The sequence below is a fragment of the Erwinia sp. SLM-02 genome, assembly GCF_037450285.1.
In the GTDB taxonomy this organism is placed as follows: Bacteria; Pseudomonadota; Gammaproteobacteria; order Enterobacterales; family Enterobacteriaceae; genus Erwinia.
Genome location: NZ_JAQISN010000001.1, coordinates 801,624 through 828,485, shown reverse-complemented (window position 1 = coordinate 828,485; position 26,862 = coordinate 801,624). Strand labels below are relative to the sequence as shown.

Genomic DNA, 26,862 nt, shown 5'->3' with positions numbered 1-26,862 from the left:
CTACGACAGGTAATGACAATGAGCTACGGTAAACGCGTTAATACGACCTTCGACCGACCCGACCCACAGCTGCTGGCGCGTCTGGCGGTTTATGCCACGCCGGATTTATGCGACGTGGCGGGTATCTTCGACTGCATGACCAGCAGCATTAAACCCTGGGTATCGGCGGGTAAAATCGTCGGGCCGGCCCTTACAGTTCGGGTGCCGCCGGGCGAAGGCGGGATTATTCCCACCGCGATTGAGCTGGCGCAGCCGGGTGATATCGTGGTGATTGCCGGGAAAGGCCATACCGAAAGCGCTTACTGGGGCGATTTGCGCAGCAGCCTTGCTCTTAAATACGGTGCGATCGGAGTCATCATTGACGGCGCGTTTCGCGATATTGATGACTGCGAGAAAATGGGTCTGCCCATTTTTGCCAGGGGCCTGACCTGTGGCGCTTCAGGTAAAGCGGGAACCGGTGAAATCAACGTCCCGGTGAGCTGCGGCGGCGTGGTGGTGTCTCCCGGTGACATCGTGTTTGCCGACCGTAACGGCGTATGTGTTATTCCGTTGCCGTATGCCGCAGAAGTCGCCGAAATGCTTGAAAAGCGCTTCCCGCGTTAGGTTGTTCGTTTTACTGCATTGCGATCCGTGCGGATGAATGGGTGATTTCAGCAGGGTCGGGGCGAACCTGAGGGTAAATTCCAGCCGGGCCTGCCCGTTCAGGCTGGCGCGAGTGGATTCAGGCAGGCCGTTTTTTGAATATCGTTGCCAGGGACAAATAAAGCAGCCCCACGCCGATAACGATCAGGAAAACATAGCTAAACAGTTTAGAAAGCCATATTCCGGCGATCCCGCCGACAAAAAACGCTAGAAGCGTTGAAGAATGCAATCCCAGCCGTTCGAGGTAAAGCGGCGCGTCCTTGGGTGATTCCTTGCGCCTCAAAACATCTATCAGCATTGCAACCTCAATCCCAATGTCCGTCGCCGTGCCGGAAACATGGGTAGTTCTCACCCGGGCATTGGAGATGCGCGTGACCACCGCATTCTGCAGGCCCATCAAAAAGCTCAATGTGAATATCAGCAGCAGCCCCGGATAAGACGGATTACACCACATTTCAACGATACCGAGTGCGATCAGCGCCAGCGCTTCAACCAGAATATTCGCCGCAAAAATAGTGCGTATTCCCCGCCTCCGCCCGGCGTTGATAATCACCGTGGAAAAGGCCGAACCGGCAATAAACAGCAGCACCACCGCGAGGAACAGAGCACCCGACTTCAGGTTGGCTTTCGCCAGATTGTCCGACAGCGACGAGACGTTCCCGGTCATATTCGCCGAGAAAAAGCCCACGATCTCAAAAGCCGCCGTGTTGAGCGCACCCGCAACGGCCGCCAGCGTGCACGCCAGACGGCTGTCGGTATTAATAGTTCTGGCTTCGTCGGTACTGATTAACATCTGCGATGGCTCATACGCTGGCTGAGGAGCCGCCATCATCGGCCTAATTGTGCCTGAGGACAAGTGGAGGTGGGGGACAAAAACAAAAAAACCGCCCTTGGGCGGTCACGACATTACTACATATTGCTTTGATTTTATTCGTTTTAATCGACAGTGCGAATATGGTGCCCGGAGTGGGACTTGAACCCACACAGCCATAAGCCGAGGGATTTTAAATTGCGCGTTTTTACCATATGAATCATTTAGATAATTTGATATTTCATAATAAGCACTATCAATTTACATCATATGAATCAATTAGTTAAAAACTGATTATGTGTGTTTTTATGAAAGTTAGGCGGCGACTTAAACTCCCGCCATCGCCTAGTCTAGACAAGACAATTGCAGGATAACTACCGTATTTTTCAGACCGTCAGTCATCACCCCCAGTCAGTAAACAGATAAAAAAGGGTGCGTTAGGAGTCGCGGTTTCTTAGCGATGTAAAGTGGCCTCTTTGCGCACTTTTTATGCCAGGGCCTCACAAGCAAATCTATTGCATCGCGGTTGACTAGGCGCAAGATGATAAACCACTTCAAAACTCCTGCCAGTACACTGCTTAATGTTTCTTTCGTTTACTACATGTCAGAAGTGGATATCATGTTGTTGCTTAAGACGAACATTAATGTATTATCACTACAATTGATTTTTGTACCTGTTAATTTTTAGAAAAACCATTATGCAAATAAAAAATTTAATTATTTAAGGATCTATAAAGATGAATATTTACGAATTAATTGATGTAGAATTAAAAAAAATCATATTACACTCAGATAATTACGATGCAACTGAACTACAGCGACTTTTAGAGATTGCCTACGATAACATTTATAATTATCAGAGTGATAATGAAATCAGGGGTTCAATAAGCAAGCTCTCGCAAGTTTTTCATGCTATTGGGGATAATACAGTAGTAGCCTTATTATTTATCTTAATGGAAAAACTTAATAATATAAATGGCGTAAAGATACTTAATCATCATCAAATGAATGTAGAACCGGCTTTAGATAAACTAACTAGTTACCTTGAAAGTGATATTCTTACTAATCTTGGCGAGTTTAACTTTTTAAATCATAAAAAAGGAAAAACTACTCTCGGAAAAAAAAGACTATACACAACTGTTTTATCAATGCTAAAAGAGCATCTCAAAAATACAGATCAAGAAAATGATGATGTTAATATCGTCATTATACTATTAATAAACATGTGGCAAATATCACCAAAAGTTGATAGGTTATACGAATTTTATATAATGCTTTGCTCTTCTCTACATAAATTACATCTTAACAAAAAAAGTCAGATAGTAAGAGATTTAGCAGAAACATCACTATTGTTAGGCTTTAGAGACAAGAAGTTGCATTATTCATTTTATGTAAGGATGGCTATTTATTCTCGACAATTCAATGTAATTGACTCGCTATTATCTGCACATTTGATGATACATGGATATAATTACACCCACCAAGAGAATGAAATGTTTCTTTCAAAATTACTCTTGGAATTAACGATACTATTACGCAATTTCAGACTTTATCCCTTTGTAGATAGAATTATACAAATACATAATCAATTAAATATAAATGACCCGTATGACAAACATCAATTTGATATGGCAATATTTAACATGAGACTACTAATGGATAGCGGTGGTTTATTTGAATCTGTTAATGAGTACCTAGAAGATAATGATGCCTTAGAATTTGATGTTGCTTCTGGACTGCCATGGCTGGTTTTTTTATTAAATTTGAAAAGAAAAAATTTAACGAAGTTCGAAGAAAACCCAAACTTATCAAGATCGTTGGATAAATTAGAAAAACATGAAAGACTTTGTAAAAGCACTGTAATTATGGATTATAGAAAAGCCATGTCCAGTGTAGTCCAGGATAATAAAGAGGAAGTTCAGAAAAGTATTTCAAACATACTAAAATCAAGAGATTTTACAGATGTAAATTATGAACTTACCATGCTGCAACCGGTTGTAAACAACCTACTAAAAAACTCTCTGAAATCATTAGACTTCGAGGGTATTTTAATCGCGCACGCACTGTCTTCTGGACCTTTAGGGTTTGAAATAAACTCTGAAAAGACATCAATGGAGTTAATACCTCTCAAGGCCGATGTATATCTTCCTTCACCAACAATATTTAATGATTATTTGGACCATATTTCAAATCTTATAGAAGAATCAGAGCAGTCGACTTTTCTATGGGCCGGATGTTGTGATGACTTTAGTTATAGTGTATGTCTAAAGAAGAAGAAATTTTCCCTCCACAAAAATGATAATTTTAACATAAAAGACCTAAGGAACTGGGAGTCGACACAGACGGAGTTACTTGCTTTTAATGACCAGCCTAATTTGTCATCCATACTTGATTCTAATGATGAATATTGGTACCGCGAGTCTTGCGATATAATAGACAACCTGCCAATATTGACTGATGTATACGAAGAAAAAAATATTATTTTATTTCGTGACATTAACATTTCCTACTTACCTCCTAATCTTATAAAAACAACCTCTGGGAAATTACTTGGCGATTTAGCTCCTTTGCATATACCCTCTACAGTAGAGCTATATATTAAAGGAAATTCGTTTACAGCAGATCATAAACTTATTAAGCTTTGGGCTCCTGCTGATGAGGGGGATTTCGCAATAAATATCGCCTATGATAAAATACAAGGTTTTTTTGACGATACTTCTTTAATGAAAATATCCTCACTAAATCCTAGAATCGATCTCAACAAAGACATTAATATTTTTATTTCACACGGTGGAAAAGATAGCCTATATGGCTTCAAAAGCATTTCTCCGGCTGAGGGTAAATATTTCATAAATGAAAACGACGTTTTCGGGACAGGGAAAATTGCCATATTATTTATATGTCATTCTGGCAGTTCTAAATCGGCTATGTTTGCAACGAAGGTAGATGGACTAGTGAGCAAGGTTCTAGATTTAGGTTATCAGTGCGTTGTAGCACCTGCTTGGAGTTACAATGTTACTCTAACGGGCATCTGGACAAGAAGTTTTATTAATGCTTTAAATGACGGTAACAGCATTTCCGAATCTACATTTTTTGCAAATAATTCAGTCAGAGATACTTACCCTAGTGTTGGCGCTTATGCCGCAATGCATGTATTCGGAAATGATAATTTAATCTCATCCGATCATAAGCACTAGCTTTCCATCCTAAAACGATGAAAGTGTAACCGTATAAGGTTACACTTTTAATTTATCAATTAAAATTACACATGCCCTGCCAATCGCCCTTTCCATTCTTTAATTCTTTAATTCTTTAATTCTTTAATTCTTTAATTCTTTAATTCTTTAATTCTTTAATTCTTTAATTCTTTAATTCTTTAATTCTTTAATTCTTTAATTCTTTAATTCTTTAAATTGAACAACCGAATGAACATCGCCCGTTCTCGTTTCCGCTCTGGCAGACCTGAAAACGCCTCGATCTGGTCATTATAATCCAAGACTGGGCGTTGGTAAATTTAAACTAGCCGTTATGCATTTCATTTAGACAGCTTTAGTTATAATAGCCCCGTTGAGAACGAAAGAATTGGAGTGAGGGTTTTGCTGTTTTTAGTAACTCTAACTTTATGGGGGAAAAACCCGGCCAAATACTCTATGATTTTTGGCGCTTTCAAGCTGAAGCCACTTGTGAGCTAATCATCATTGATCTCCCTTCCTTAAAATGTCGGCGGCTGCTTTACTGATACTCTTGACCTGGAAGTCAGATGAACCAGCTTTTATGCGCTCAAGCTCATAAATGATGTTTTCTTTGCTTAGTGTATGCCCGTTGGCCATCAGGCTTATCACGGCTGTGCCTATTGCACACCCTATGAGAGCTTTTCTATCTGAATCATTGTCTTGCACTTCTTTCTCTCACCTGCATTTTTATACTTAATATAAGATTATTCCTGTTTGTAGAATTTTCAAGCTGAGCAGCATTAGGTTGTAATCAGATAGTTGGTCGATGTTCCGGCGTTATCTCAAGCGCGATGTAAGTCACTCGCCCTATAATCGTTACCTCGTCGAGCGCCTCTCCCTCGATCGCTTCTCCATCCTCGGTTATCAGCGCCCTACCCGATAATTTTCCTATCTGCCCTTCTCCAAATAACTCAAAAGCTACCGTATCGCCCTGACCCGCCTTTAACGACCGATCAACGATCACCACACGACCTACGTCATTAATGATCAGCGTTGACGATGGGCGCGAAATCAATAGTTCATTAAGGTCAAGCCGTTTCTCGATGTAATCATTGGCTGGTGATGGAAAGCCCATGGTCATTACCTCCCGTTGTTCGAGTTAAAGAAAAAGAACGTACGACGCTCACCTTCCTCTGTTGAGATATCTTTAAAGCCGTGCTGGTAATTCTCGATCCAGCGGTTGGCCTCTTTCAGCGACCAGTGGTGATTGAGCGCTGCCAGCTCACGCACAAAGTCGGCTGTGCGGACGATTCGGCGGCCGCCGGGCTCATGTACGATGCTGTTTTCGAATGCGATGGGGATTTCGTAGTAGCGGGGCATGATGCCCTCCCGTAAAACGATAACTGTATATACATACAGTATTATCAATTCTGGGGAGGGATCAAGAAGATCATTGAGGAGGGCATTTAAGATGCTGAGGAGACTGAAAATATAGTTATAGCTGACCCGGTAATCCACGTGACAGACTTACTAAATGCTCTGGCCATACCCTGAAAGATATTGTTGTGAGCGCGCATATGTTCTTTGCAGTGCGGCAAGGTCCAGTTCTCTGTCAAAGATAAGCACCTCTGCAACATCAATATCGCTTCCTGCAACAGATGCTGGTATTGCAGGGTTTCGGAAGGCGATCAACCTGTAGAGGCTACTTACCCCACCTTCAGTGATATCACGCGTTGCCAGATTAGCACCAGATGCGATAGTTGCCGGGATGAGTGCAGCACTTAATTTCGGTAAATAGAGATTTGCCGTGTTTGCCGGCCCATTTACAGTAAATGCTGCCCAGCGGAAATTATTGCGGTTTGCATAGGCGTCGGCTGGACTATCAGCATTAGCAAGAAGCCCCCCTGAACTTAAGCTTCCTCCAGCGCTACCACTAACACGAATAAGGTTAGCAGAGGAACTGCTGTTACTTCTCAGTCCCACACCAATCCCCTGGGTAGACGCTGACTGAGCAAGGTTTCCCACAGGATACGCATATGCATCAGTAGTAGAGTGGTTTCGCCATACCGCAATCAGGGTGCGCTGTAGTCCATCAGGTACTGAAGTTAAAAATCCGTTATTTTTGTCGCCACTGATATAATACTCACCAGTTCCGGGAGAACCAACTGGGGTCAGGGTATTATTATTGTTGCTTAGATCAGTCATTCCATCGCCAAATCGCCACGCAGCCAACAGCCCGGATTCAGCATTAAACGGGGTGTAAATAGGTTTTAGCTGAGGGTTTGAAATAACAACGTCTTTATTTCTAATAATCGTAGTCATCGGTATTTTCCTTAAAAAATTACACACCAGTTATGGAGTTTGCGCAACACACCAGCGCCGTCTGTATAGCTTTCACCTGCAAGGTCGCCTTCGCTATCCCTCAAATTACCGCGAGGACCCGATACTCTGCCGTTGGTTTGTGGGTCGCCTGCTTTTCCCCAACCGTATGTAATAACTTCGTCGTCAGTCAGTGGCCGGGTGGTAGCCACCCTCACCCTGTCCCTGCCCACAATATTTACGGACGAAATTACGTCCACAACAGACAGTGAAGTTTTATTTCGAACATGAAATCCCATGTTTTCAGCGGGCGTTACCCATGATGTGTCGAACACCAGCGGAGGTACTGGTACATTAAAATATAGCGTATTCAACATTCCTTGCCTGACCTCATCAACAACGTCCAGACGGTGAATTTTTCCAGTCACTCCATCTATCATATCTTTCCGCTTTTTGTAAATCATCCTGCCGAAATACTGTGAAAACATATAGTAATCTTCGGATGTACCGTGAACCCAATCTGAAGAACCCCAATATGATCCGATATAAGCAGGGAAAGCAATTTCAGTTATCCCGCTTAGCGCGGCATCTCGGAGCGCGAGCGCGATAACCGGTGTGGCGCGATTATAAGAACGATGTGTGCTCAACTGGTAACTAATAAATATCGGGTCAAATTTTTGGCCCGTGATTGCCTTCTTGTCTGACAGGTTGTCTGTAATGAATTGCAGGTATAGCTCTAAATACTTTTCACGGGTTGTTCCGCTGCTGTAATCGGATTCCCCTTGCAGCCATAGAACCGCGAGTTCCGCATGGCTTTTTCCTTCTAGCGCAGACAGGCGAACGCTATTAGTTACATGGGCTATCATGCGATTATAAGCGGAGGTTCCTTTAATCAGATCTATTATTCTCTTTCCTCCCGTACCGGGGGAAGATCCAATATATATGCTGTCCTGCTGATCCCACGCCAGACCTGTTTCCACTTGTATCTCGGACACCAGCTTACTAGTTGCCCCCGTAACGGGAGTCTCTGCCGCCGGCCAGGTTCCCTCTGAAGGCTGGTAACTGCTTTCATGAAGAGGTACATACACATCTGTATCGGTTGTATCGCTGTTGTTGTTGTTGCTGAACCCTTTATTACCGTAAGGTTGTGTGATACTGATGGGCTGCGGGGCATTCGCGGGTGCTCCTATACCTAGTGACAGGGATTGCCCTTCGCTTCTAACACCCATAGTGTCATATGCACGAAACTTCTCTGCTACGATAGGTTCTACGCTACCACCCCCTAATACGGGAATGTCCTGATCGCTTTCAAAGCCAGGTGTACAGGCCATAGGGATGTAATTAGCATCACAAAAAACAATGCCAGGCGGCCCGGGTATTTCAACGATCTCTGTATTGCCTACACACACACCACCCATCGGTGTGCCCGCGATATAAGGAATGCGGTTCGAATCGGTTATTGCCCATGGAATATCGTTGCCACCTTGTGATGCAATCTCTGCTCTGGCCATGCCGACAGCACCAAGTTTGTTAGTTGTCAGTGGGGCTTTTCCGTCTGCATCAGCCAGCGCGTGAACTATCTCTACGCCATCATCATCAAATATTTTTTTCTCCACTGACAGCCCGGCCTGCTGTGCTGAGCTAGCCGCTTTATCAACTGCCTGCTGTGAAGGCATCTTCCGGCCAGTAGCGACCAGATTGCCATCAACGTTCCTGTACTCAATAGCAAGTGCAGCAGTGTCGGTGCTACGCACGTACGTAGTTGAATTGAGCGCGATATTGGAAATATCAGCCTGTGCAGCCGCCAGTGACATATACTGACGACCGAGGGGAATAAGATTCTGTCGGGTACTTTCGATAATTCCGGCATTCTCTTTTTCCATGCCAGCCCATGATTTGAGCTCTTTACCTGTTCTCCCTGTAACTTTGTCAGCGCCTCCGTTTACCAGTTCATCCAGTACCTGCGCATTGTCCTGAAGGTCGGCAGGGGCAACTGACCCCAGAGCATTCCCGGTATTATTCATTGGTGTCGCCATTTACGGGCTCCATAAAAAAACCCGCCGGAGCGGGTTGCAGGTTAATTGATGTGGTTAAACGGTATCGCCGGGATACGTGGCGTCGTCGTACTGATAGAAAATATCTTTATACTCCGGCGCGGTAAGCTGGCATGTGCCGTCACTGTCTGGCGCTATTTCGGTAGCAATTCCGTGCCTTGCTGCCTGTTCACCAGCACAGAACATCAGGCGGGGTAATTCGATGTCCGGGTCATCCATCAGCCAGCTGTCAGGGTCCAGATCATCGCTGTATGGAACGCTGAGCGTGTATTCATCCACCTTCGTTGGTGTCAGCAGGCGTGACGCCCTTCCGTCCTGAAATCTGATCCAGCATCTCGGGCTGGCATGGGACCAGTTCAGCGGTTCAGTGACCTGCAGGGTGATTTTCTGCTGGTCATGCTGCATGGCGTCAATCAGGCAACTGGTGGTTTTATCCGTGATGTCGTCAGCCAGGATAATCCGGTCACCGAACTGATAACACCACGCATCCAGCTCTGTTGTTGCGGTGTAAGTCCGGCGCTGGTGCAGGTGTTTCATCAAACGGCGCATGCCGATGCGATACGCACGATCCTCACTCATCACCATATCCAGCGAATAATCCTCCGTTTTACGGGGTACCGGATTATCTACTGTACGACACTGGACAGTTTCTTCAGCCCAGGTCACCGGGTTGATGTATTTGACGTCCACGCCGTCATAATCATCGTCTGACGGCGCACGAAATGCTGTCTGCATCTCTCCTACCGTCTCCTGAGGCGTGATCATCCCCGTCCAGTTTTTGATACCCTCCCTGCCTGCCGACAGAAGCCCATCTGACAGCAGAAAATACCCCATCCCTGCCTCGACTATTTTGTCGAACACATCTTTTGCTGACGTGCTGTCGCTTGCAGCCTCATAGTCAAAACGCTCACCGCGAGGTGTCCAGTACGTTGCCTCAAGCTGGTTAATGGTGGCCATATCAATCTGGTTATCGTTATAACCGAGGCTTCGCGCAACGTGATAAAACGCCCCCGAAATGCTGCGCGATGAATGGCCGTCATAAAGACGTGTCACCACAGCATTAACCCGCCGATCAGACTGCGATGCCAGGCGATTACCGGTTCGCACCGTCAGCGCCATCGTAGTGAGATTGTTGTACCGTGATGGGCGCGTCGGCAGCTTTGCCCTCATCGCCTGCCACTGCACGGAATCACGCGTAGTGCCACCCCACACAGGTGTGTCGCGCTTAACACGGACTTCGTAATTTCCGGAAATCGGGAAGGTGATTGCCTCGGTGTAACCAATCATATTGACCGTGTCGTTACCGTGTTTGATTTTGACTGAGTCCCACTCCGTTGAGCCTGAAAGGCGGTACTGGATGGTTATCTCAACGTCATGCCAGTGAATTTTTCCGTCTTTGCTCCCGATATCCACCAGCCCCTGCGGATAGACAAAATTGAGCTCAATCTGCGTGGTAGTTTCCCCCTCAGGACAGCACAGGAACGGCCCCATCCAGTCGTATGCGTCATTCACACCCGTCACGCTGGCATCAAGCAACGTTCTGGAAGTGAATCCAGGCCAGATGGCATCTGCTACCAGATTACCGGTGATATCTTCAATCATCCGCTCAACGCTTAGCGTCAGGCCGTCAACATCAGTAATGCGGAACTGATCGCCTTTAGCGCCAAAAGCGATACGCTGCGTGCCGTCCGGTATGCCTGAGAACGCCGTACCAGTGGCGCTGTTCCACGCCAGCGTAATGGACGGCAGAATCTCAGGATTGCCGCCACTGGATGCAACACCAGCAACATTCACCGGATCATCACCAAACAGGGAGATCGGCAGCACGGTTGTGCCAATCGAACTACCACTGTACGGACTGGATTTCTCAGCGATCTGCAGAACGCCACCTGCGTCCCGCGCTACCAGACCTGAGCCAGTAAGCTGGTCGTCAATGGCATCAGTCAGGCCAGACATCGTCAGATAGTTTGCACTGAGGGCAACAACATAGCTTGCGCCTGACCAGTTCAGGGTGAATGACAATGCCGAGGTGCTGAAGTCGTATGTTGCTGGCGCTGCGCTGGCCGTTAACGAGGCGGCAGAACCTCCGACGCCGGGAACGGCTGGCGTGCCAGGGTCATATGACGAGATGAAAAGATCATAGTCATACGTCCCCCATTGCAGGCTGACGGCCATTCCCACCTGCGGATTTAATTCCGTGAAATCCCCGTAGATAACGTTGCGGCCACCAGCAGTAGTAGCAGTGAAAGAATCAGGCACGATAACGGTTATCAGCGTGCCGGTTGTCCATGATTCCGGCACTGAGGTGTCATCATCTTCGTCTTCATCATCCGACGTCTGTCCAATCAGTGAAATACTGTTACCGGAGACAATCACGGCATCCGCGCTGATGCTAACGTTATCCGGCCCTGTGGACGCCAGATCGAGGCCAGCAGTGCCGGAGGTTGTTCCACCCACCTCCGTTGAGTTAAACCAGTTATCTGCCCTTCTGTCCCCGCTGACATCTGCACCCGGCGCGTAGATGGTCAGAGACGTGTCTTCACCGAAGGAATTAACTGGCGTGTTGCCGATCTTAATGTCACCCGGATTGATGACATAATTACCGACGCCGACACTCAGAAACATTTCGGTGCGGTAAATCTGTGGGTCATCTTTATCGAAGCGGCTTATCGGCTGTAACAGGTAATCAGGAAACACGCGGCAGCGCCCCAGCACCTCACGAACAGGATCGCCAAGCTTTGCGGTGTTGGCTTTCGCAGGGGCAAGGTCCAGCTGATCGCCATTCCCCGGTGATGTTCCCATTTTACCCATCTGGGTCATCATGATGATTGAATATGCAGCAGACGCAACCGAAACGCCGATGGCCACCCATGCTGCTATTTCCAGCCCCGTGCCGTAAGGCGTCGGGTAAATCCTGACATCAGAATCAACGCGCAGGTAACACAGTGGCCACTCCCCCGGCGGCACCGTAACACCATCCACATCGACGCTGACCGGATGTACCCGGTCATTGCTGTAGCCAGGAACATTGCTAACCATCCAGTCATGCAGCGTGCAGGCCGCATGTTGATGTGTCTCAAGCGGCTCTCCCGGCAGGCGGGACGGATAAACACGTATTGTCATTGCCAGAACTCCACGCGGCTGAATCGACGAACGAACCGCGCAACAGGAAGGAAAGTGACATTCATGCCCGGATTACATTCGGCGACATAAAGCTGGCCATCGACGCTGACGACTATCCCAACATGCGTGACCGCCGAACCGGTGTAGCATGCCGCGCCAGCTCCTTCGCGGGGTTCGCAGCGGATCAGCGATTTCATCAGCTTCACCGCTTCACGATTTAAGCCACCACAGTCCTTTGTCACCCCGGAGAACTCCGGCCAGCGCGCTAGCCCGAGATCGTCGCGTATCTCGTTGATGATGCCGAAGCAGTCAAGTTCAGGGTAAGTTCTGCCGCCCTTTAGCCAGGTGACTGAACGGTATTTATCAGGATCAAACATGAGAAACCTCATTACATGTAACGCAGGCCCGGATGTTCGGCGAGGTTATACCGGAAGCGTGGCCATGCTGTTTTGAGCACGTTCATATAACCGGCGGTGAGCTGAACAGATGTCGCCGTCCAGGTGCCGGATTTTATTTCAAGGGTGTAGGGTGCAGCTGCGGGCGCTGACAGGTCCGTTGAGATGTACCGACGGAAAGTCAGTTTCGCTGACTTCAGTTCATCCAGAATGCTGTCTATCGCGGATGACACAACACCGTCGATATTGCTGATGGCAAACTTCAGGTCCTGCGTGCCGTCTGCATTACGCGCAGGTAAGGCAATATCCACAGCACAACCTTCAAACGTGGCTTTTTCGCCGTTCTCAAGCGTGACACTGACATCATCCCAGCCACGGGTAAGCCAGTAGCTCGACTCACCGGCGGAAATCTGCACTGTGTCATGAATGACTTCAGAGCCGCTGCTGGCATAGAGTCTTTCCAGTATGGTCATGCCTTTGGCCACTCCTGATTTATCGCGATATCGATGATTGAAGAGCCTGCAAGCAGCTCCGGGTAATTACCCCACCCGACAGGCGGCAACGGACGTTCCCATAACTCAAGTGTGGCGCTGTACTGCCAGTATTTAGGCGCTATCAGCGTCGGACCTTCATAGATATCGGTGAATCTGGCTTTGTAAGCTTTAACCCCGATCGGTGTCTGAAGCTTGATGTAAAACCACGACATTCCGTCCTTGAGTGCATCCCGGAAAAACGCTTCGAAAACCTGAGCCAGGGCGTCGGTTTTGAAAATCCATTTGGCGGTAACCTGCGTTGGCGTCGAGGTGTAAAGACGCCGCTGACGGGTACGGCCAGATGTCATTTCGGTACGTAAAAGCGGAGACACCGGTTTAAAGCCATATCCGTCCATGAGTGGCATCGGCAGGATGTTGTCCGGGTAGAGAATATCTGCCATTAACTGTCCCTCCGGGCAGGCGTTTAATTAGGTTTTTTGGACTGAAGATTGCTGTAAATGGCCCTGCCGAAACCTTTCTGAGGTTTGATGACCTCTGCTGTCAGACTGTCGACAATGCGTTTAGCCATTACTTCATTACGCTTGTCGATCGCCAGAAGTGTCGCGTCATCAGGCTTACCTGTGAACGTACTGCGTGCATCAATCGACACCGCCATTCTTGGCTGAGATTCAATCTGCTTCGCTGCAGCATCAACCGCAGCCGACTGCCGGCCAATCGCACGAACGCCAAGGGAGCCATCCGCACCGCGAGTCAGCGGCATAATTGCTTCCGGTCCCGCCTCACCAAATACTCCCGCACCTTTGCCAAACGCAAAATACTGCGGCGTGCTGTATACCCCGTTGCTGAATGACGACAGCGACGGTGAGTCATACACGCCGCCTTTAGCATTCGCATATGCCGTGAAGCTGGTACTCATACCCATCGCGCCAGCGCCACTTGCAGAACTTCCAAGGCCACCGAGCAGACCACCAAACAACCCACCGCCACCACCAAATGACGCCATAATGGCTTTAGTAACCAGAGCTTGTGTAGCCATCTGGATCATCGTCTGGATCACTGTTTCACCGAGAGAGGTGAAGATGCCGGACATCCCCTCTTTGAAGGTCTGCGCACCGGTCAGAACGCTGGTCATATTGCTGGCAATAGAGCTGGTTGTATTGTTGAGAATTTCGCTGGTAGCACTTGCAGCAACCGAACTAAGATCGGAAGCCTGGTCGGCGTAATTCAGCAGCGCATCGGTGACGCCACCCCGCCAGTTGGACATCTGCTCATCGGTTTTTTTGTAATACTCCTTCTGTATTTCAAGTCGCTCTTCCAGAGCCTCCTTCAGTGCCTCAGTTTGTTTCTTGTAGAGGTCCCCGGAAATCTGACCACGACTGAAATCGCGTTGAAGCTCATTTTGCTGTTGGGTAAAGTCAGCCCGTATATCTTCCATCTCCTTCATGCGGTCACGGGCTTTATCACCCATCCCCGCGCCAAGGAAATCAATATTCCCGCGGTTTCGCGCTACCTCATTTGTGTTGGCAAGACCATCACGGAAAGACTGATATTGTTCCGCAATATTTTTCTGATCGATAAGCGCGGCATTTTGAAGAAGCGTCTCTTTTTTAGCTTTTTCCAGAGAGGCCAGTTCACCCTGAGTAACCTGGTACTTAACCTTTGCCAACTCGGTATTCTGGCTGGCTAATGCAATTTGCTCCTGCTGTTGCTTAATTAGTCGCTTATAAACATCCTCGGTTTTCTCGACCTCCCCTTTAGGCCCTTTAGCTTTCGGTTTATTTTCCTCGGTTTGCCTAAAGGCTTTCTCTGCATCGCTCATATAACGCTGAGCCCATCCAGGTGGGAGCTTTTGATCTTCAATGTCCCACTGAGCCTCCTGCCTTGTCAGGTCAATACCCTTAAGGCCACTACGTATTCTATTCCGCTCCATTCTTGTTACAGCGGCCTGTTGCTTATCATCAAGTTCTGGCAACGCCATTCCTGGAAAGGATGGGGGGCTAAGCAAGGTTGTTTGATGTGTTACTTTATTCAGACGATCATACACATCAGCTAGTGAGCTAATTGCTCCGGTCATTTCAATAGTTTTATTTATTGCCGCAGTTGTGATGTCCGTGATTAAATCCTGGGTCTGCTGTCGTTTCTTAAGCATCTGATCGAGACGACCTTCCTCAACAGCTAGCCTTGCTGCAAAAGTAGCTGATTTTTCGCTTGCATCGTTATAAAGCCATGTCCCTTCAGCAGCGCCCTTTGCCGCGAGTTTAGCGTTGTAAAGCTGATTTGAAAGCTCAGCCACAGCGAGTTTCTGTTTCTCAATATTATAATTTTGCGCATCTAAAGAGAGGTTGGCTTGCCCCCAGTTTTCAGTTATTTGCACTTGAGACATTGACTTCAGGTTATCTTTAACCTGATCGATGGTGTTTGCATACTGAATAGCAGACTCGCGAGCTCGCTCTTGGCTTTGATAAACTGCATACCAAGCGCCCACTCCTAACATGACAGCGCCGGGAACCCCACCGACGATGGAAAGCATTCCAGAAACACCTTTACCTAGCAGGGCCCAAGTTGATGTCGTTTGATTTAATACTGTTTGAGATGCAGCAACAGCCCTGTTAGAAATAACTAAGGCGGCATTGGCGGCAATCATTTCTCTTCTTTTTTGAATTAGATTTTGAGAGGCAAACGCAGAAGCGCTCGTCCCTTTAGCAACATTAGCCTCTGCCCTTGCCAAGTTATAAGCAGATACAGCTGATTCAGCATTAGCAGAAGCTTTTCTTTGCGTCATCTGAGCTGCATTCAGCTGCGCTGATGCTGCATTAACTTGAAGCTGGTAGTTTTTAAGTAACTCACCAGTATTAGTCTTAATGCTATTTGTCCAGTTACCAAAATAACGCGCCACACCCACTGCTACCAGCGCACCTGCTGCGATAGCAATCGTATCAACATGCTCTGCAGCAGTATCCATGACACCTGAAATAGTAGCAGTTGCACCGCTAGCCTGATTGGCCCCACCTACCCATTCCATAAAAGCATTCTGAATCCGGGTTGATGCAGCGCTTACGCTATTGGGCATCTCATTGAATTCCGATTTCAGTTTATCTAATTGGCTAATCAGGGCCGGGACAATCCTGTCAGTCGTCAACTGACCTGTGTCAGCCATTGCTTTAAGGTCTTTTTGGGCTACCCCCATACCTTCGGCAAGGGCTTTCATAATTCGCTGGCCAGACTGAGCTACCGAATTGAAGTCCTGCCCGCGCAATACACCACGACCTAACGCTTGGGAGAGTTGCACAATAAGCGATGAGGTTTCTTCTGCAGAAGCACCGGACACCTGTAAGCCATTCGCTAACGCATCAGTTAGTTTTAGAATATCTTGCGTGCCATAGCCCCATTCTCTTAACGAAGAGGATGCACGACTAAAGAGCGAGGCGTTATCAGCAAAGGCTGATCCTGTTTGTTGGCTTATTGCCATTAGTCCTTTTTGCGCAGATGAAAAGTCCGTGGCATCTGTTGTAGCCAGCTTAATACGAGCAGAGAGTGAGTTGTATGAATCCGCAAGTCTAATGAGGTTAGACGTAGCAAATGCACCGGCAAGTGCTCCAGACGCCATGAGAGCCATCGATCGCGTTTCATTTAACTGATCAGCAACTGAAGATATAGCCCTTTGGGATTCTCTGGCTGATATTGATGCTTGCCTACTACCGTTTTGCATGATGCGGTTATAATCCTGCCCCATGCGTGATGCTCTCTGTAGTTCCGACTGAAAGGATTGAGAGTTAGCAGAAATTTTGATTATTAATTCACGGAGATCGCTCATAAGCCACCAAATAAAAAACCTCGCATAACGAGGTTTATCAATTAATTATTTCCGTTTTGGTGGGCTATTTTTATCAACAAATCAATTTGCGCATCTTGTTTTTTATTAATTTGCTTTAGAGCTTCGACCTGCTCATCCGCTTTCACTGCAAATCGAATTAAATAAAAAACAATCAAAATATTGATAAACCAACCCAAAACACCAAAAACGATAAAAATCGGGTCCATTACGCCTCCTAATATCAAGTAGAGGTCATCCTAAACCCTGCCAGGGTGTTTGTCACTTCGCCGTAGAGAGTGGCACGCCTTTCAAGCCCGTAACCGGGGCGCTGTCAGCCACAAAAATCAGTTCACGAAAATCTAAGCCATTAACTACTGCTGGTTGCATGGTGTTTACCTTTCAAAAAAGCGACCTCTGTCTCACCAGAACGACCATGCCCGAGCGCACCATGCTGCGATGGCGTTCTCAGAGGTCGCTTTTGTGAAGGGTCTCGGGATTGAAATGCGCGGGAGATGCGCGTTAGATTGTTGGTACAAAAAGCCCCGCTTTAATGGCAGGGCCTTGGTAGTTAGACATCCTCATACTGCATTAAGCAGTGCAGCCTCCAGTGCGGCGAACGGATCGGCCTCATTTTCAGCACTACCGCTGTCATCACTCCACTGGATCAGTGAATCCTCGATTGATACCTTGGCCCCCTGAGCGCCATATGCTGCCGATACTATCTGTGCGGCAAGAATGTCACCACGCACATCACCAATCGGGCTAAGCCGATCATACTCGGCCCACATCATTAATTCGTTCGCGGTCATGCTTTGCCGCAATTCGCCCAGCGTGCGGCCCATTCGCAATGCCAGTGACATCAGGAGCTGCATGCCAGGCATTTTTACTTTGCTTTGGCGTCGTCAGCTTCAGTGATGAGGGCCAGAGCCTGCTTAAGCAAGCGAGAGTGGACAGGGCCATAGTTCGCTTCAACCTGTTCGGACTCTTCGTACGTAAACACCTGCTGCATGTCAGGATCAAGCAGGACACTGATAAATAACGCTGTGTCGCTACGCAGATTACGACGGACCTTTTCAGCAACAGTTTCGGTTTCGGTATTTTCAGTCTTTGAAGCATCTTGCCAGCGAATCCAGGCTTCTGCCGACGGTTCACGAACAACAACCTTCGCATCGCTCCATTCAGGAACGGAGACTTCTTTTGTTCTGAAGCCAGCCATTGGAGCCAGCGCCAGTGCTTTGATATTAGTTTTAGCCATTCAAAACCGCCGGTTTCCCGGCGCTCCATTAGTTAATGGTGACGATGCAATCAGCAGACGTGATCACGTTTGGTGGTACTGCTGAGTCGGTGACAATACAGGAGTAAGTCCCGGCATCACCCGATACGGCGCTGGCCTTGCTGAACGTGGCAGTCGTCTGACCGCTGACGGTTGCCGCACCCTTTTTCCAGACATAGCTGTAAGGTGCAGTGCCACCAGCAGCGATAACACTCATGCTCAGCGCACTTCCAGCTGCAACAGTCAGAGCAGCAGAAAGGTCAGTAACGAACGCCAGGATGCCAGTGGCATCGATTTTGGTCGGCTTACCTTTCAGGCGAAGGGAGAACGTTGCCGCGATAACGCTGTTGGCCTGAGAATCCCAGGTATGCTGTCGTACTTCGGCACGCATCAGGAAGCCATTACCCGACGGGAATACCACCTTAAACCCGTAAACACCGTCGTTGTCATAGGCATCACGCAGGGCATCCTGCCCAGGGTTTCGTGAGAAGTTCCCGGAAAGCGACATTTCTGCGGGAGCAGGAAGGCCATTGATATTTTCCGTTTCGTCCGAGCAGAGCACGGTAACGTCAATATCATTTTTCTGACCGGCGGTGAAACTTGCCTGCTTCAGTGTGCAGCTCAGATTAAGCCAGGTAGCCGCTGCCAACCCCTCCACTGTTACCGGTGCAGAGGTGATCATCACCACCGTTTTTTGTGCACGTTCAAATACTGCTGACATCTCAGCCTCCAGAATAAGAAAACCCGCCAGAAGCGGGTTATGAGATTAATTACTGATACAGAGGGTTAAGGCGTGTAGGTAATGGCAGTGCGGAAATCGGACGATCCCCACGTCATCATTTCTTCATCACGCTGGTAGTCGTATCCCTGCGGGGTAAAGGTGATAAGCAGCGCTGAAAGCGCTTCCGACTCTGACACGGCGCGGTACAGCTGATCGGTGCGGATATCCAGATCGGTATCGGGGCTAACTGCTTTTAGGAACACCTCAACATGCAGAACTGCTGCCCATGCATTTTCACAGAATGACCCGATATCCTCCGCCACCTCGGCATCAGTGATATACACAGCGACAGCCGGTAAATCTTTGGCGTCAATAAATCCCGGACGACCGTCAAAGATAACCACGTCTGCGCCACCGTTTTCTGCCAGTGAAGCCTTAATTGCCGCCAGAGCAGCCTGACGAATTTCAATATGCTTTTTCATCGGAAATACAGAACCCTCATCTGATTGTTCAGTGCCGCTGAAAGCTCTTTAGGCATATCGGTTTCCATGAGTTTATTCACTTCATCCGTGTATGCTTCTGTCAGCGGTACAGCCATTGGGATTTTCACTACCTCGATCGGGTAACGGCTTTTCTCCGTCCTGCGCAGCACATGTACGCGTCCGTTAGCCAGTTGCTGTATGAATCCCCCAGGGAAAGTGAAAGGCCCGATTTTCAGCACAGCGGATTTACCACGAGGCTTACGCACGCTGGCCTTGCCCAGCGCGATGGCAGGCAGGTTGTTACGTCTCACCCTTAATGTTGCTTTCGGATTGTTCAAGCTGGCTTTTACCAGCCGGACACGCCCTCGAACCAGCCGACGCGGGACTTTGGTGTTACGCGATACCCGTGCAGTGCTTCGACTCACTGCGCGACTGGCAACGCGGTTGATCGCCTGAGCTGATGCGCGTGGGACCGCGGTTCGACTGAGACTGTTAAGCTGGCCTTTCAGCTCTTCAAGCCCCTGAATGGATAATTCGCCAACCATGACCACCTCCGTTACTCGATCCAGATTTGTGGTTTTCTGTTGAAGAGACGGTGCTGCGTTACGGTGTATGCCCCCCCTTCAAACACGACCACATCATTTCTGTGCGGTACGTAGCCGGGAGTGAAAATCACCAGCGTTATGCCGTCACCGTTAACCGGTCCCATCTCGGCAAGGAGATGGCTCTCAATACCGATATAATCCTCGCCATTGATGGTGACCGTTTTCCCCATTTTCCTGACAGTGACCGCATCCATGCGCTCTGCCATGCGGTCAAAGGGGTTAGGCATTGATCTTCACTTCAACAACAGTTTCACCTGCACCTGCAGCACCCCAGGCAACACCGGCATATACCGCATTGCTGGCATCTTCATCGGGAAGCTGAATCAGTCCGGCGTTGAAATACACCTTCACGCCTGCAGCAATGCTGTCAGCGGTTAATTTAGGCAGAAGGAAAACACCTTCAGCAAAACCATCGCCGGTGAATCCGGGTGCAATATCCGCGATTGCCACAGCGACCGACTCACCCACAACAACGACCTCGCCACTGGCGATTTCAGTCGTCCCGGTATTCACCAGAGGGATGGTTTTCCCTTCCTGCACAAAGTTCTTAGCCATAACGTCTCCTGCCAGCCCCTGCCGGGGCTGATTTCAGATATAAAAAAAGCCCTGATGGGCTGAGCGGGGTTTTCTGAGTTACCGGTTACTGGCCGGAGGATTTCACTAGGCCGCGATAATCAAGCGGAGCGACACCGGCATCGATACGCACTTTGGTCGCAATGCCGTCGGTTGAGAAACCTTCCTGCTGATCGATGTACGGGGTATCAACGCCGTTCAGGTAGGCCACCTCGATGGTGTCAGTGCCCTGCGCCGCAGTCAGATACCAGGCTTTTGCATCCACATCATCAAGGCGCGCTTCGGCGATGACGGTGGCGAAGTTCTGAATCGGGTTAATAATACCCGCATTAACATCAGCCCCTTTAACACTGGCTGACTTGATGGTCTGGCTTGCCTGAGTTTCCAGCGCCACCGGAACCAGCATAAAAGCAGGCCGAATATTCAGGGAGCGCTCACCTTCTTTCTGCAGGCGCATCAGCTTTCGGGCATCGTCCAGGCTGGCGACGGAAATAGCACCGGCTGACAGGTTTTTGTGGTCAGTATGGAAAATAGCTTTCCCATCTGACATTTTCGGGTTTTTGGTCAGCACCGCGTAAACCAGATCGCCGATGGTGGCTTTTGCAGCGCGGCCCATCTTCATCGGCACATCAGTCAGCTGGTTCAGGTCATCGTTAATGATCGCCTGACGGGTGACAGAGAAAATCTCACCGTAGGTGGCCAGCGCGATGGTTTCGCCCTTATCGCCGGTAGTGACATATTTGTACTCAGCACCTTCACGAACCTGACGAAGTGACGGGAAGCCACCCATACCGACACGGTGAGCTGTTTTAAAGTCAGACAACTGACCTTTCTTGGTCCACTGCTCAAAGGTTTCTGCGGCTTCTTCCCAGCCCTGCAGCAGCGCCTTATTTGCCACATCCAGCAGGATATTGCCAAAATCAGAGGTGCTGTGGGTCAGCGCCAGCCCGACCATCTGCATCGGGTTGTAACTGGCCACGCCGATCCCGTTTTCGGTCAGCGCCATACGGGCGTATTCGCGCAGGGTCATGCCGTTATAAACGTTATCTTTTTCACGGTTTTCGAAACCAGCGCGGGACATCAGCGCCTGACGAATACCGTCAGCCACAAAGTTACCGTTGCCAGCGTGAATGTGAACCGGCGCATTTTTGGCGGACGGTGAGGCGACTTTACCGAGCGCGGCCAGGAGCTGGTCCTTAGCCGAATCGACTGAACACTCAACATCCGCCACACACTGCGCCTGCAGATCGGAATGCTTACCGCCGAACATGGCGAACAGGTTATTAATACCGTTCACACGTTCTTTTTGTTCGGCCAGGATTTGGGCGCGAATTGCAGTCTCATCAGCGGCTGTAGGCTGGGTGACAGGAGGCTGCTGAACTGGCGGCTGCTGCGGGTCACGCGGTGCGTTAGCGCGCGGTGGAGTAACCATGTTACGAATGCTTTTTGGCATTTTTTCAAATTCCTCAATACGTTTTGAATGAATACAGGCCATCGCCTGCAGGGATGGCGTTACCTGATCGGCGAACCCCAGAGCAAGACACTCACGGCCATCCAGCCAGGTTTCATCCTCCAGCATCGCGGCAATCTCTTCGCTGGACTTGCCCGTTTTTTCGACATACGCAGGGATCAGAACGGACTCCACTTTATCGAGCAGATCGGCGTAGTCACGCATGTCGTTTGCATCACCACCCGCAAAGCCCCAGGGCTTATGGATCATCATCATGGTGTTTTCCGGCATGATGACCGGGTTTCCCACCATCGCAATGACCGATGCCATAGAGGCTGCAAGCCCGTCGATATGCACAGTGATGGCCGCGCCGTGGTGCTTCAGAGCATTAAAAATGGCGATGCCGTCAAAGACATCGCCACCAGGAGAGTTGATATGCAGGTTGATGTGGGTGATATCGCCCAGCGCCCTGAGGTCGTTAACAAACTGTTTTGCTGTTACTCCCCAGTAGCCAATCTCGTCATAAATAAAAATATCCGCCTGGCTGTTTTCCGTGGCCTGCATGCGAAACCACGACTGACCCGGACTATTTCTTACGCTGGCTTTCGGACGGCGGGTCGTCCGGTTTTTCATCTTCGACACTGGTGGCTCCTTTGTCATTGGCAGGATCGGTATCAAACACCAGCCCCTGTTCTCGGTTTTCATCAATTTCAGCCTTGCGGCGTGTCTTCACGTCATCGGGATTTTTCCCGCTGGCGCGTACCCAGTCGGACTCAGTCGCTGCGCCACCACGGATCTGGATTTTCCAGGCATTCGCCTCTTTCACCGGATCAATCCACGGCATCACCGGCCCTGAGTACACCGCGTCGTAAACGGTATCCATGTCGATACCGCGCGGCAGTTTGATTTCGCCGGAAGCCAGCGCAATTTTGAGCCAAGTGCGGTACATAGGCCGGGTAACCGAACCGATAAACCAGTCCTGTAAAATCAGATAGCCGTCCGTTGACTCCACCAGCTCCTGCCGCTGAGCGCTGTAAGTACCGTTGTAGTTCCGGGCAGTACTGGAGAAGCTCAGACGGCTCCCTGCGGCCACGGCCCGCAACTGGCCGTTACGGAAGGTTTCAAGGTTTGGATTCGGGCGATCGGACTTAATCATTCCGATTTCTTCACCGGGCTGTAAGTCGTCATAGAGCATGCCAGGCTGAATGTTCACCTCACGATCATCAGGACTGCTGCCCTCTTCATAACTCTGACCGTCGCCCTTTTTGATATACATGCCCAGCGCCGCCGCGATTCGTGCTGCCGTCAGCTCAGAGTCTTCATATTCCTTCAGGGCGCTCAGGCGCATCAGCACGCCCGAAAGCAGTGACGTTCCGCGCATCTGATGAAGGCGGCGTGTGAACTTCAGGTGGATCATGTTTTCGGCATCAATCTCTTTGGTATCGAACTGACGCCTGGTGACAGGAAGGCTTTTGTAGACCTGATATCTTTTCGGCTTCCCCCAGGTATCCGTATACACGCCCTGATTCAGGTTTTTAGATGCATCGCTGTTCATTGGAACGAAATCAGGCTCCAGCGCTTCCAGCCAGAATGGAATCCGCGCCGATGGCTCAAGCCCGGTAGCGTTTCCCTGCACCATCTGGGCAAACACCTCACCGTCACGCAGCCACGTTCTCAGCATCAGACGCTCAAGCATGGGGCGGGTAAACTGGCTCGTAACTTCCGGCCTGACAGACCACTCGCCAAACTTACGGCGAATTTCTTTAGCCAGCTTCTTAGATATCTGCCCACTGGTCAGCTTCGGATGTGGCTCAACAATAATCCCCTGCTTCCCCACTACCCGCTCTTCCAGCTTGTCGAACACGCCAATCACCAGGTCATGGTTGTTATCCAGCCATCGGGCCTGTTCACGCAGCGAGACTGCGCCGAACTGACTCAGCTGATCGGCTGAACGATTTTCACGGCGGGCCTTGTGGGTGCGTGTTGGCTTTACCGCTTCGTAAGCCCGTATAACTTCGCGCGCCCGCAGCCGGGAGGCTTTCCAGCCAGGGGAAAACACGCCAATGGCGTCATCGAGAAAAGACATTATAGAAACCTCGCCAGCCGGTAACCCGGATTGCCACGCCGACGGCTGTCTGCAGTAGCAAGACGCCGTTCCCATTCCTGCCGGCCTTTACGAATTTCAGAGAGGTTTTCGTAAGACATCTGCTGGCCGTTGAAGGTAATGGACTTGCCCTCCAGAACAGCCAGTTCGGCTTCGGTGTAACTGCGGATCATTCTTTCAATATCGGCTCTGTTCATACCCACCCTCCTGAGGTGCTCCACGGGTTGTCCTCAGCTGATGCTTTCTGACGTTGTGGTTTCTTCTTATCTGGCGCTGGCGCTAACGGGAGTGACACTTCACCGGCAACCTGCGGCGCGGCTTCCACCCACGCACCCCGCCTTGCCCATTCTGGTGGGGTATCCCAGCTAATGCGCTCATAGCCCCGCAGGATGACAAGAGCATGGGCATACACCATCAGGTCAAAGGCTTCGTTCGCACCCTTACCCGGCTTCTGCCACTTACCGTCGATTCCGCGCTCTTCATAGGTCAGTTCGTCGTAGAACCACCCGCCCAGCCAGTCAGGAAAATGCACGTAATTCGGCCCCGGCACATCACGCTGAAGTGCGTTATTTATCCGGTCCTTGAGCTGATTGGTCTGAAGAAGATAGAGAGGAACATCACCACGCGCTTCGGCCCGTCGGTTTGACCTGCCGGTATTGTCAGGTAACTTTTTAGTGATCAGCTGCGCGCGACTGCTACTGTCACCCTTGAAAAGATAAACCCGCTTTCGCAGTCCATCCTGCCTGCACTGACGCCAGAATTTATAAGCGTTGTCCGTAACGCCATCTTCACCGCCAGAGTCCACGGCCATTGCCATAACGGTCATGGTTGCAGCAGGGTTGGATGACATAGGCCAACTCTTGTCGAGCACATCGGTTCGCAGCAGGTTCCAGTCTTCCGGATATCCTGCCGGGTCGATTGGCAGGCTTTCGCCGTCAGGCCCGCCCCGCATTGAGTGGCGGATGTTGTAGCGATCGACGATCCAACGCTCACCATTCTCCCCGTATCCGACAACCTGCACGACAAACCGGCGATTACGCCCGCCCTGCACATCAACAGTGGCTACGAGGAAATGAACGCCATCCTGTACCGTTCTGCGCGGGATATGCTCCGCACGGGCCATCAGCGTTTCTGACTTGCGAGTTTCTGTAGCTGAACGCGGTAGATACGGTAAACCCCAGTCGGTATTGATGACGGCTTTTAGTTTTTCCTCGCTGCCAGTAGCTTCATACTCCCGTTCGGCAACCAGCAGTTTATAAGTGAGCTGAGCCCATGTCTGATAAGCTGCTGCCGGTCCCTCCATCCAGAATGAAGCGATACGCGAACGAGCACCCTCACCTGACACTTGCCCTTCAGCGTTGATAGTCTGGCCATCACGAAGCCACGCGCCACGCTGATTAAGCTCTCGCTTCTGCTTTGGATTTATTCTTCCCTCGCAGTGCGGACATTTGACATAAGCTGACTCACTGGCCGCCACGGGATCAGGATTATCCCGATAACCAGATACCGCGCTCATTGAGGGCTGAAACCAGTTACTGCAATGAGGACATGGCCAGTACCAGCGCCTGCGATCACCACTGTTGTAAAGCGAACAGATACCCGTCGCCGGTGGCGCTTCATGCGGAGATTTACGCTGCCATTTGCTGTTCGTTATCTCGCGGCCAGGGCTACTCTCAACCAGCGTCATACCTGATGACATAAAAGTTGTGGTTCGCTTTGATGCCAGCGAGAATCCATCCCCTTCACCGTCAATATCATCCGGCCAGCGGTCATAGTCCGTCAGCGCTACAAACCGGTAATCAGAAGATGACATGATGTTGACTGACGGCCATCCAATCTTTAGGTAGTTGCCCGCCCTGAACGTTTTATCGTGGACGTTATTGTCGTTGGTGCGTGGACTGAGGCGCCTGGCAACCTCAGGGCTACACCGGAACGTACGATCCAGTCGCTTTTTAGAGTGCTCACGCGCTTTTTCTTCAGTCATCTGTATAAGCAGGAAATCTGCCGGGTCGCAGACCACCGTGTACACTATCCAGCCATCAATCAGACCGATGGTTTTGCCCGTTCGCGCCGGACCCACGAACACCACTGCATCATAGTTACGCGACGAAAGGCAGTTCATTGCCTCAACAATATACGGCGTCAACGTGGCATCCCAGGGTAGCGAACTTCCTCCACCAAGAGGGACACGCATATAACGGGTTACAGCTTCGGCCACGGGCATACGACGCGGCGCTCTCAGCAGTTCGGCTATATCACGCCGGATAGCGCTGGCTGATGCGTAAGTCATCGGACGGATTCCTCTTCAGTATTTTCGCTACTGACTTCACTGGACAACACATCGCGCATTTCGTCGATCACACTCTGCGCTTCCTCAATCTGTTCCGGTGACCACCCCCGGTCCCGCTCCAGCTTGTCGGGCCAGGTATCCAGAACCTGAATAACAGCTTTGGCAATCAGCGCCATTTCTCGATGAACATCTTCAGCGGGCACAAGCTGTTTCAGCGTGGATTCCAGCTTCACACGCTCATTCTCAGACTGAAACCAGTCCTTGCGGGATTTGGGGTCCATCAGGGATGGATCATGAATACTCTCGCTATCGTCATTGCTGGCCGAAGCAAACAATGCAGGGCCAACATCACGCAGCGCATAGACAGGGTTATTTTTTACTGTGCCAGCAACAGGGATTCTGGCATCCATCAGTCGCTTCTTAACTGTGGCGCGGTTGAGTCCGAATGCTTCAGCAATTCTGGCCACGCTCCAGTTATAAGCGTCCCCGAGATTGCTGACATTGGACATTTACACCTCAGCCTGTCAGGTCAAAGTCAT

The 26,862-nt window shown here is 49.7% G+C and carries 26 protein-coding genes; 2 read left to right on the top strand and 24 right to left on the bottom strand.

Annotation, left to right across the window (positions count from 1 at the left end; translation table 11 throughout):
* Positions 1 to 18: 18 nt before the first annotated feature.
* On the top strand, positions 19 to 603 hold the full coding sequence (locus tag PGH32_RS03960) for an RraA family protein (protein ID WP_314419706.1): 585 nt from the start codon (positions 19 to 21) through the stop codon (positions 601 to 603).
* A 118-nt stretch (positions 604 to 721) separates the two neighbouring features.
* Here the strand turns inward: PGH32_RS03960 and PGH32_RS03955 are convergent, their stop codons facing one another.
* Positions 722 to 1,435 carry a YoaK family protein gene (locus PGH32_RS03955; RefSeq protein WP_337893250.1) on the bottom strand — a complete coding sequence of 238 codons (714 nt, stop codon included), beginning with the start codon at positions 1,433 to 1,435 and terminating at the stop codon, positions 722 to 724.
* Between the two features lie 755 nt (positions 1,436 to 2,190).
* Between PGH32_RS03955 and PGH32_RS03950 the strand changes: the two genes are divergently transcribed.
* Positions 2,191 to 4,650 (top strand): hypothetical protein, encoded by a 2,460-nt coding sequence (locus PGH32_RS03950; protein ID WP_337893249.1) that lies wholly within the window; start codon positions 2,191 to 2,193, stop codon positions 4,648 to 4,650.
* A 498-nt stretch (positions 4,651 to 5,148) separates the two neighbouring features.
* On the opposite strand, the gene PGH32_RS03945 is transcribed toward PGH32_RS03950, so the two are convergent.
* The 23 genes from PGH32_RS03945 to PGH32_RS03835 all read right to left on the bottom strand — a co-directional run bounded on the left by PGH32_RS03945 (position 5,149) and on the right by PGH32_RS03835 (position 26,832).
* Positions 5,149 to 5,352: a hypothetical protein gene (locus PGH32_RS03945; RefSeq protein WP_337893248.1), complete on the bottom strand. Its 204-nt coding sequence runs from the start codon at positions 5,350 to 5,352 to the stop codon at positions 5,149 to 5,151.
* A gap of 85 nt (positions 5,353 to 5,437) precedes the next feature.
* Positions 5,438 to 5,767, bottom strand: coding sequence for a hypothetical protein (locus PGH32_RS03940; RefSeq protein ID WP_337893247.1), 330 nt, complete (start codon positions 5,765 to 5,767; stop codon positions 5,438 to 5,440).
* Positions 5,767 to 6,006: a DNA polymerase V gene (locus PGH32_RS03935; protein ID WP_337893246.1), complete on the bottom strand. Its 240-nt coding sequence runs from the start codon at positions 6,004 to 6,006 to the stop codon at positions 5,767 to 5,769. Before PGH32_RS03935 ends, PGH32_RS03940 begins: the two co-directional genes overlap by 1 nt.
* A 150-nt stretch (positions 6,007 to 6,156) precedes the next feature.
* Entirely contained in the window at positions 6,157 to 6,948 is a 792-nt protein-coding gene (locus PGH32_RS03930) for a hypothetical protein (RefSeq protein WP_337893245.1), read from the bottom strand.
* Positions 6,949 to 6,959: 11 nt separating this feature from the next.
* A complete protein-coding gene (locus PGH32_RS03925; RefSeq protein ID WP_337893244.1) occupies positions 6,960 to 8,981 on the bottom strand; it encodes a sialate O-acetylesterase in 2,022 nt (673 codons plus the stop codon).
* Between the two features lie 54 nt (positions 8,982 to 9,035).
* Positions 9,036 to 12,122: a host specificity factor TipJ family phage tail protein gene (locus PGH32_RS03920; RefSeq protein ID WP_337893243.1), complete on the bottom strand. Its 3,087-nt coding sequence runs from the start codon at positions 12,120 to 12,122 to the stop codon at positions 9,036 to 9,038.
* Complete coding sequence (locus PGH32_RS03915) at positions 12,119 to 12,499, bottom strand: nitrite transporter (RefSeq protein WP_337893242.1); 381 nt, start codon at positions 12,497 to 12,499, stop codon at positions 12,119 to 12,121. Before PGH32_RS03915 ends, PGH32_RS03920 begins: the two co-directional genes overlap by 4 nt.
* 11 nt (positions 12,500 to 12,510) lie before the next feature.
* A complete protein-coding gene (locus tag PGH32_RS03910; RefSeq protein WP_337893241.1) occupies positions 12,511 to 12,990 on the bottom strand; it encodes a DUF1833 family protein in 480 nt (159 codons plus the stop codon).
* On the bottom strand, positions 12,987 to 13,451 hold the full coding sequence (locus PGH32_RS03905; protein ID WP_337893240.1) for a hypothetical protein: 465 nt from the start codon (positions 13,449 to 13,451) through the stop codon (positions 12,987 to 12,989). The genes PGH32_RS03910 and PGH32_RS03905 overlap by 4 nt, the downstream gene beginning before the upstream one ends.
* 23 nt (positions 13,452 to 13,474) lie before the next feature.
* Complete coding sequence (locus PGH32_RS03900; RefSeq protein WP_337893239.1) at positions 13,475 to 16,825, bottom strand: phage tail tape measure protein; 3,351 nt, start codon at positions 16,823 to 16,825, stop codon at positions 13,475 to 13,477.
* Between the two features lie 41 nt (positions 16,826 to 16,866).
* Positions 16,867 to 17,052 carry a YebO family protein gene (locus tag PGH32_RS03895; protein ID WP_337893238.1) on the bottom strand — a complete coding sequence of 62 codons (186 nt, stop codon included), beginning with the start codon at positions 17,050 to 17,052 and terminating at the stop codon, positions 16,867 to 16,869.
* A gap of 351 nt (positions 17,053 to 17,403) precedes the next feature.
* Positions 17,404 to 17,685, bottom strand: a complete 282-nt coding sequence (locus PGH32_RS03890) for a phage tail assembly protein T (RefSeq protein WP_337893237.1) — start codon at positions 17,683 to 17,685, stop codon at positions 17,404 to 17,406.
* A 23-nt stretch (positions 17,686 to 17,708) separates the two neighbouring features.
* Complete coding sequence (locus tag PGH32_RS03885) at positions 17,709 to 18,080, bottom strand: phage tail assembly chaperone (protein WP_337893236.1); 372 nt, start codon at positions 18,078 to 18,080, stop codon at positions 17,709 to 17,711.
* A gap of 28 nt (positions 18,081 to 18,108) precedes the next feature.
* Positions 18,109 to 18,819, bottom strand: coding sequence for an immunoglobulin domain-containing protein (locus PGH32_RS03880; protein WP_337893235.1), 711 nt, complete (start codon positions 18,817 to 18,819; stop codon positions 18,109 to 18,111).
* A gap of 65 nt (positions 18,820 to 18,884) precedes the next feature.
* Positions 18,885 to 19,301, bottom strand: a complete 417-nt coding sequence (gpU, locus tag PGH32_RS03875; protein ID WP_337893234.1) for a phage tail terminator protein — start codon at positions 19,299 to 19,301, stop codon at positions 18,885 to 18,887.
* Positions 19,298 to 19,846 carry a phage tail protein gene (locus PGH32_RS03870; RefSeq protein ID WP_337893233.1) on the bottom strand — a complete coding sequence of 183 codons (549 nt, stop codon included), beginning with the start codon at positions 19,844 to 19,846 and terminating at the stop codon, positions 19,298 to 19,300. Before PGH32_RS03870 ends, gpU begins: the two co-directional genes overlap by 4 nt.
* 11 nt (positions 19,847 to 19,857) lie before the next feature.
* Entirely contained in the window at positions 19,858 to 20,133 is a 276-nt protein-coding gene (locus PGH32_RS03865; protein ID WP_337893232.1) for a hypothetical protein, read from the bottom strand.
* The gene (locus PGH32_RS03860) at positions 20,126 to 20,461 is read right to left on the bottom strand and encodes a capsid cement protein (RefSeq protein ID WP_337893231.1); all 336 of its coding nucleotides are present in this window, start codon (positions 20,459 to 20,461) and stop codon (positions 20,126 to 20,128) included. The genes PGH32_RS03865 and PGH32_RS03860 overlap by 8 nt, the downstream gene beginning before the upstream one ends.
* Positions 20,462 to 20,546: 85 nt before the next feature.
* Positions 20,547 to 22,562: a ClpP-like prohead protease/major capsid protein fusion protein gene (locus PGH32_RS03855; RefSeq protein ID WP_337894254.1), complete on the bottom strand. Its 2,016-nt coding sequence runs from the start codon at positions 22,560 to 22,562 to the stop codon at positions 20,547 to 20,549.
* Positions 22,516 to 24,090, bottom strand: coding sequence for a phage portal protein (locus tag PGH32_RS03850; RefSeq protein ID WP_337893230.1), 1,575 nt, complete (start codon positions 24,088 to 24,090; stop codon positions 22,516 to 22,518). Before PGH32_RS03850 ends, PGH32_RS03855 begins: the two co-directional genes overlap by 47 nt.
* Positions 24,015 to 24,230: a hypothetical protein gene (locus tag PGH32_RS03845; RefSeq protein WP_337893229.1), complete on the bottom strand. Its 216-nt coding sequence runs from the start codon at positions 24,228 to 24,230 to the stop codon at positions 24,015 to 24,017. Before PGH32_RS03845 ends, PGH32_RS03850 begins: the two co-directional genes overlap by 76 nt.
* Positions 24,227 to 26,323 (bottom strand): phage terminase large subunit family protein, encoded by a 2,097-nt coding sequence (locus PGH32_RS03840; protein WP_337893228.1) that lies wholly within the window; start codon positions 26,321 to 26,323, stop codon positions 24,227 to 24,229. The genes PGH32_RS03845 and PGH32_RS03840 overlap by 4 nt, the downstream gene beginning before the upstream one ends.
* Positions 26,320 to 26,832 (bottom strand): DUF1441 family protein, encoded by a 513-nt coding sequence (locus PGH32_RS03835; RefSeq protein WP_337893227.1) that lies wholly within the window; start codon positions 26,830 to 26,832, stop codon positions 26,320 to 26,322. The genes PGH32_RS03840 and PGH32_RS03835 overlap by 4 nt, the downstream gene beginning before the upstream one ends.
* Positions 26,833 to 26,862: the final 30 nt, after the last annotated feature.